This is a genomic window from Streptomyces sp. YS-3, assembly GCF_045257485.1.
Taxonomy (GTDB): Bacteria; Actinomycetota; Actinomycetes; order Streptomycetales; family Streptomycetaceae; genus Streptomyces.
The window spans coordinates 1-5,426 of sequence record NZ_JBJHPC010000496.1; the positions used below are offsets into that span (position 1 = coordinate 1).

A 5,426-nucleotide genomic window follows, 5' to 3' on the forward strand; every position below is an offset into this window, starting at 1 on the left:
GTTGGGGCGTACGGTGCTGGGGGTCCGGGTGGGTCGGGGCGGTATCGGAGTGCCGCTTGGAGTGGCGTCCCGTTCATCCCTTAATGTGGTGGTTTCTCCGTCCATGCTTGTTGTTGGGGAAGGGACTTGAGCCACTTGATGGACTCGCTGGAGCGCACCGTCGTCCGCTGTGCCGAGGGGCACGTCTTCACCACCGATATGTTCCCGATGCAGCAGCTCGGGGCCGAGCGGATCGGGCCCGGCCGGCTGCTCCGGTGCCCCCGCTGCGCCCGGCTGCGGCACGCCGTCCCCGTGGCGGGCGAGCAGAGGTAGGACCTGCCCGGCGGGCGCCGTGGCGCGCGCGGGTCTGTCCGATTACGGCAGGCCCGCGCACCCTGCGTATCCTCGGGACGTGCTTCTCTCAGACAAGGACATCCGGGCCGAGATCGACGCGGGTCGCGTCCGTATCGACCCGTATGACGAATCCATGGTCCAGCCGTCCAGCATCGACGTACGGCTCGACCGCTATTTCCGGGTGTTCGAGAATCACCGGTACCCGCACATCGACCCAGCGGTCGAGCAGGCGGACCTGACGAGGCTCGTCGAGCCCGACGGCGACGACGCCTTCATCCTGCACCCGGGCGAGTTCGTGCTCGCCTCGACCTACGAGGTCATCTCGCTCCCCGACGACCTCGCCTCCCGGCTGGAGGGCAAGAGCTCGCTCGGACGGCTCGGCCTCGTCACGCACTCCACGGCCGGCTTCATCGACCCCGGTTTCTCCGGGCACGTGACGCTGGAGCTCTCCAACCTCGCGACCCTCCCGATCAAGCTCTGGCCGGGCATGAAGATCGGGCAGCTGTGCCTCTTCCGGCTGACCTCCTCCGCCGAGTCGCCCTACGGCTCGGAGCGGTACGGCTCCCGGTACCAGGGCCAGCGCGGACCGACCGCCTCGCGGTCCTTCCTCAATTTCCATCGGACCCAGGTGTGAGTGACATGAGCGACGTACGCGAGAACCTGACCTACGAGAAGTTCGGGGGCGCCATCCGCGACCTCGCGCAGACCATCGCGGACGACGGCTACGAGCCCGACATCGTCGTCTCCATCGCGCGCGGCGGCGTCTTCGTCGCGGGCGGTCTCGCCTACGCCCTGGACTGCAAGAACATCCACCTCGTGAACGTGGAGTTCTACACCGGCGTCGGCACCACGTTGGAGATGCCGGTCATGCTCGCGCCCGTCCCCAACGCGATCGACTTCTCCGGCAAGAAGGTCCTGATCACGGACGACGTCGCCGACACCGGCAAGACGCTCAAGCTCGTCCACGACTTCTGCGTCGACCACGTCGCCGAGGTCCGCAGCGCGGTGATCTACGAGAAGTCGCACTCGCTCGTGAAGTGCGAGTACGTCTGGAAGCGCACCGACGAGTGGATCAACTTCCCGTGGAGCGTCGAGCCGCCCGTCGTACGCCGTGAGGGCCAGGTCCTCGACGCGTAGAGCAGCCGCTGGGCCGGCAGGAGATACGGGAGGGGCCCGGGGTTCACAGAACCCCGGGCCCCTCCCGTAACCGCGTAACGGCGTACGCGCGTACCCGCTAGATCGTGCCCAGCTTGATCAGGCTGAGCAGCGCCACCAGCTGGATCGCGCTCGCGCCCAGCGCCTTCGGCCACGGCAGGTCGTGCGACTTGCTCACCATCGACGTGAACAGCGCGCCCGCCGCCAGCCACGTCACCCAGCCGATCACCTGCACCAGACCGTTGTCCCCGCTCAGGAACAGCGCCAGCAGCAGCCGGGGCGCGTCCGTGAGGGACATGATCAGCATGGAGAGGCCCACGGTCGGCTGCCAGGAGCCGTCGCCGCCGAGCTGGCGGGCCATCGTGTGGGTCACCGCGCCCAGGATCATGCCGCCGAGCACGAAGACCACGCCCGTGGTGAGGACCACCGGGACGGCCTTGCTCAGCGTCGTGTTGATGACGTCCTCGCGGGCCTTGTCGAAGCCGAAGATCGCCAGCATTCCGTAGAGGAACGTGATGATCAGCGCCGGGCCCCAGACGGGGTAGTCGCGCATCTGCCAGAACGTCGGGCCCGGCCGCGTCACGATGCCGTGCAGCAGTTCCTTCCAGCGCAGCCGGGGGCCGGACGGGGGTGCCGCGGCGGCGCCGGCGCGATAGGTCGCTCCCTGGCCGTACGGGTCCTCGTCGATGCTGAAGGCCTGGGTGTGGCCCGGGTTGTTGGCGTACGGGTCCTGGGCGGGCGTGTACCCCTGGGGTGCGCCCTGGCCGTACCCGTTCGGGCCGTACCCGTTCGGGCCGTGGCCGCCCTGGCCCTGCCCGCCGTGTCCCTGCCCGCCGTACGGGTCGCCGAAGTACTCCGGCTCGCCCTGCTGCGGGTACGGCTGCTGTTGCTGCTGCCCGTATCCGTACTGCTGCTGTGCGCGCTGCTGTGGAGAGCCGGGCCACTGGCCTCCCTGGCCGTGTCCCTGCCCCTGTCCCTGCTGCGGTCGCCGTCGCGGGTTCCGGTCGTCCCGGCCGCGCCCCATCCTGAATCCTGCCACGCTTTCGAACGTACCTGTTCTGACGGGGCGCCAAGCCGGGGCGGGGGGAACGGGGCGTCTTTGCGGCTGAGCTGTGACATCCCCTAGGGGGTCCCGGAGGGGAGCCGGTCGGGCGGCCCGGCGGGCTCGGCCCCAGTCGGCCGTCGTGAACGTGACCAGGGGTTTCTCCCGTACCCCCGGGGTCTCCTCCCGCGTACACGACAGCGGCCGGTTCCCGCCCCGGGGGGCGGAGACCGGCCGCTGTGGGTGGCGCTGTGGTGCGGGCCGTCGCGGGCCGGTTAATTCACCGGCTCGGACCGGCTACTTCACCGGCTCGGGCCAGTTACTTCACCGGCTCGGGCTCCGGGGCCGGCTCCGCGTCCTCGGAGGCCGTCGGGTCCGCCGGGGTCTTCACCGAGTCGAGCAGCAGCTGCGCCACGTCCACGACCTGGATGGACTCCTTCGCCTGGCCGTCGTTCTTCTTGCCGTTGACCGAGTCGGTCAGCATGACCAGGCAGAACGGGCAGGCCGTGGAGACGATGTCCGGGTTGAGGGAGAGTGCCTCGTCGACGCGCTCGTTGTTGATGCGCTTGCCGATCCGCTCCTCCATCCACATCCGCGCACCGCCGGCGCCGCAGCAGAAGCCGCGCTCCTTGTGGCGGTGCATCTCCTCGTTCCGCAGGCCCGGCACCTTCGCGATGATCTCGCGCGGGGGCGTGTAGACCTTGTTGTGACGGCCGAGGTAGCACGGGTCGTGGTACGTGATCAGACCCTCCACCGGGGTCACCGGGACCAGCTTGCCCTCGTCCACGAGGTGCTGGAGCAGCTGGGTGTGGTGGATGACCTCGTACTCGCCGCCGAGCTGCGGGTACTCGTTGGCGATCGTGTTGAAGCAGTGCGGACAGGTCGCGACGATCTTCTTCGACGACTTGGGCTTCTTCGTCTCCGGCTCGTCGTCATCCTCGCCGAACGCCATGTTCAGCATCGCGACGTTCTCCTGGCCGAGCTGCTGGAACAGCGGCTCGTTGCCCAGGCGGCGCGGCGAGTCACCGGTGCACTTCTCGTCGCCGCCCATGATCGCGAACTTGACGCCCGCCATGTGCAGCAGCTCCGCGAAGGCCTTGGTGGTCTTCTTGGCGCGGTCCTCCAGGGCGCCGGCGCAGCCGACCCAGTAGAGGTAGTCGACCTCGGACAGGTCCTCGACGTCCTTGCCGACGATCGGGACCTCGAAGTCGACCTCCTTGGTCCACTCCACGCGCTGCTTCTTGGCGAGCCCCCAGGGGTTGCCCTTCTTCTCCAGGTTCTTGAGCATCGTGCCCGCCTCGGACGGGAACGCGGACTCGATCATCACCTGGTAGCGGCGCATGTCGACGATGTGGTCGATGTGCTCGATGTCGACCGGGCACTGCTCGACACAGGCGCCGCAGGTGGTGCAGGACCACAGGACGTCCGGGTCGATGACGCCGTTCTCCTCGACCGTGCCGATCAGCGGGCGCTCGGCCTCCGCGAGGGCGGCGGCCGGGACGTCCTTCAGCTGCTCGGGCGTCGCCTTCTCGTTGCCCTCCATGTCCTTGCCGCCGCCTGCCAGCAGGTACGGCGCCTTGGCGTGCGCGTGGTCGCGCAGCGACATGATCAGGAGCTTGGGGGAGAGCGGCTTGCCGGTGTTCCAGGCGGGGCACTGCGACTGGCAGCGCCCGCACTCGGTGCAGGTGGAGAAGTCGAGGATGCCCTTCCAGGAGAAGTGCTCGATCTGGGAGACGCCGTAGACGTCGTCGTCGCCCGGCTCCTCGAAGTCGATCGCCTTGCCGCCCGAGGTCATCGGCTGGAGCGCGCCCAGCGCCGTGGAGCCGTCCGCCTCGCGCTTGAACCAGATGTTGGGGAAGCCGAGGAAGCGGTGCCAGGCCACGCCCATGTCGGTCTTCAGGGAGACCGTGATCATCCAGATGAAGGAAGCGGCGATCTTCAGGCCCGCGACCGCGTAGGTCAGGTTCTGGATCGTCGTCAGGCTCAGGCCCTTGAGGGCCAGGATGAGCGGGTACGAGGCGAAGAACCCGGGCTCATAGCTGTCCACGCCGTGCTGGACGCCCTCCAGGGCGCGCAGGGTCATGATGCAGACACCGACGATGAGGATGATCGTCTCGACGAAGTACGCCTGGCCGGTGTTGGAGCCGGCGAACCGGGACTTGCGGCCCGGCTTGTCGGCCTTGCTCAGCTGGCGGACGGTGATCAGCGTGAGGATGCCGAGCGTCGTCATCAGGCCGAGGAACTCGACGAAGATCTCGTACGGCAGCCAGTCGCCGATGACGGGGATCAGCCAGTCGGCCTGGAAGAGCTGGCCCACCGCGTTGACGATCGTCAGCAGCAGCGAGAAGAAGCCCACCGCCACGAACCAGTGCGCGACGCCGACGATGCCCCAGCGGTTCATCCGGGTGTGGCCGAGGAACTCCTTGACCACGGTCACGGTGCGCTGCACGGGTTCGTCGGTCCGGGTGCCCGCGGGTACCGGCTGGCCCAGCCGCACGAACCGGTAGATCTGCCAGATTGCACGGCCGAACAGCGCTACGCCGACCGCGATTAGGACCAGCGACACGATGATCGCGGCGAGTTGCATGTGGGGGCTCCTCGGGCCTGCCAGGGATTACTAAGCAGTAACTTATCGAGCTCGTCTGAGCGTACCCATTTATCCGGCGGCGCTGTAGCCGCGCACGCGGTGATCTGTGTCGCTCAGGCGGCCCTCAGTCTGGACGGGGTTTCTGCTTCTTTTGAAATGTCCATCGTGTTATTCAGCCCATACACGGACATAACAATCTAACTTGGTTCGCATGATCTCCGGGCTCACCGCCGCCGTCGCCGCCCTGCTCTGCACCGCCCTGCTGGCAGCGGTGGTCCGCGCGGCCGTCCTGCGCGCCGGGGCCGGGGG

General features: G+C 68.2%; 5 protein-coding genes. 3 read left to right on the forward strand and 2 right to left on the reverse strand.

From position 1 onward, the window contains the following. The first annotated feature begins 126 nt into the window (after positions 1-126). The 3 genes from ACJA3G_RS29075 (at position 127) to ACJA3G_RS29085 (ending at position 1,470) form a co-directional block, all read left to right on the forward strand. On the forward strand, positions 127-312 hold the full coding sequence (locus ACJA3G_RS29075) for a hypothetical protein (protein ID WP_406556018.1): 186 nt from the start codon (positions 127-129) through the stop codon (positions 310-312). Between the two features lie 79 nt (positions 313-391). Beyond that, complete coding sequence (gene dcd, locus ACJA3G_RS29080; RefSeq protein WP_406556015.1) at positions 392-967, forward strand: dCTP deaminase; 576 nt, start codon at positions 392-394, stop codon at positions 965-967. Positions 968-972: 5 nt separating this feature from the next. Then, positions 973-1,470 (forward strand): phosphoribosyltransferase, encoded by a 498-nt coding sequence (locus ACJA3G_RS29085; RefSeq protein ID WP_101392481.1) that lies wholly within the window; start codon positions 973-975, stop codon positions 1,468-1,470. A 97-nt stretch (positions 1,471-1,567) separates the two neighbouring features. Here ACJA3G_RS29085 and ACJA3G_RS29090 read toward each other — a convergent pair whose 3' ends face one another. Both ACJA3G_RS29090 and ACJA3G_RS29095 read right to left on the reverse strand, forming a co-directional pair. Beyond that, positions 1,568-2,527 carry a Yip1 family protein gene (locus tag ACJA3G_RS29090; RefSeq protein ID WP_406556016.1) on the reverse strand — a complete coding sequence of 320 codons (960 nt, stop codon included), beginning with the start codon at positions 2,525-2,527 and terminating at the stop codon, positions 1,568-1,570. A 322-nt stretch (positions 2,528-2,849) separates the two neighbouring features. Beyond that, positions 2,850-5,117: a (Fe-S)-binding protein gene (locus ACJA3G_RS29095; protein ID WP_406556017.1), complete on the reverse strand. Its 2,268-nt coding sequence runs from the start codon at positions 5,115-5,117 to the stop codon at positions 2,850-2,852. Positions 5,118-5,426: the final 309 nt, after the last annotated feature.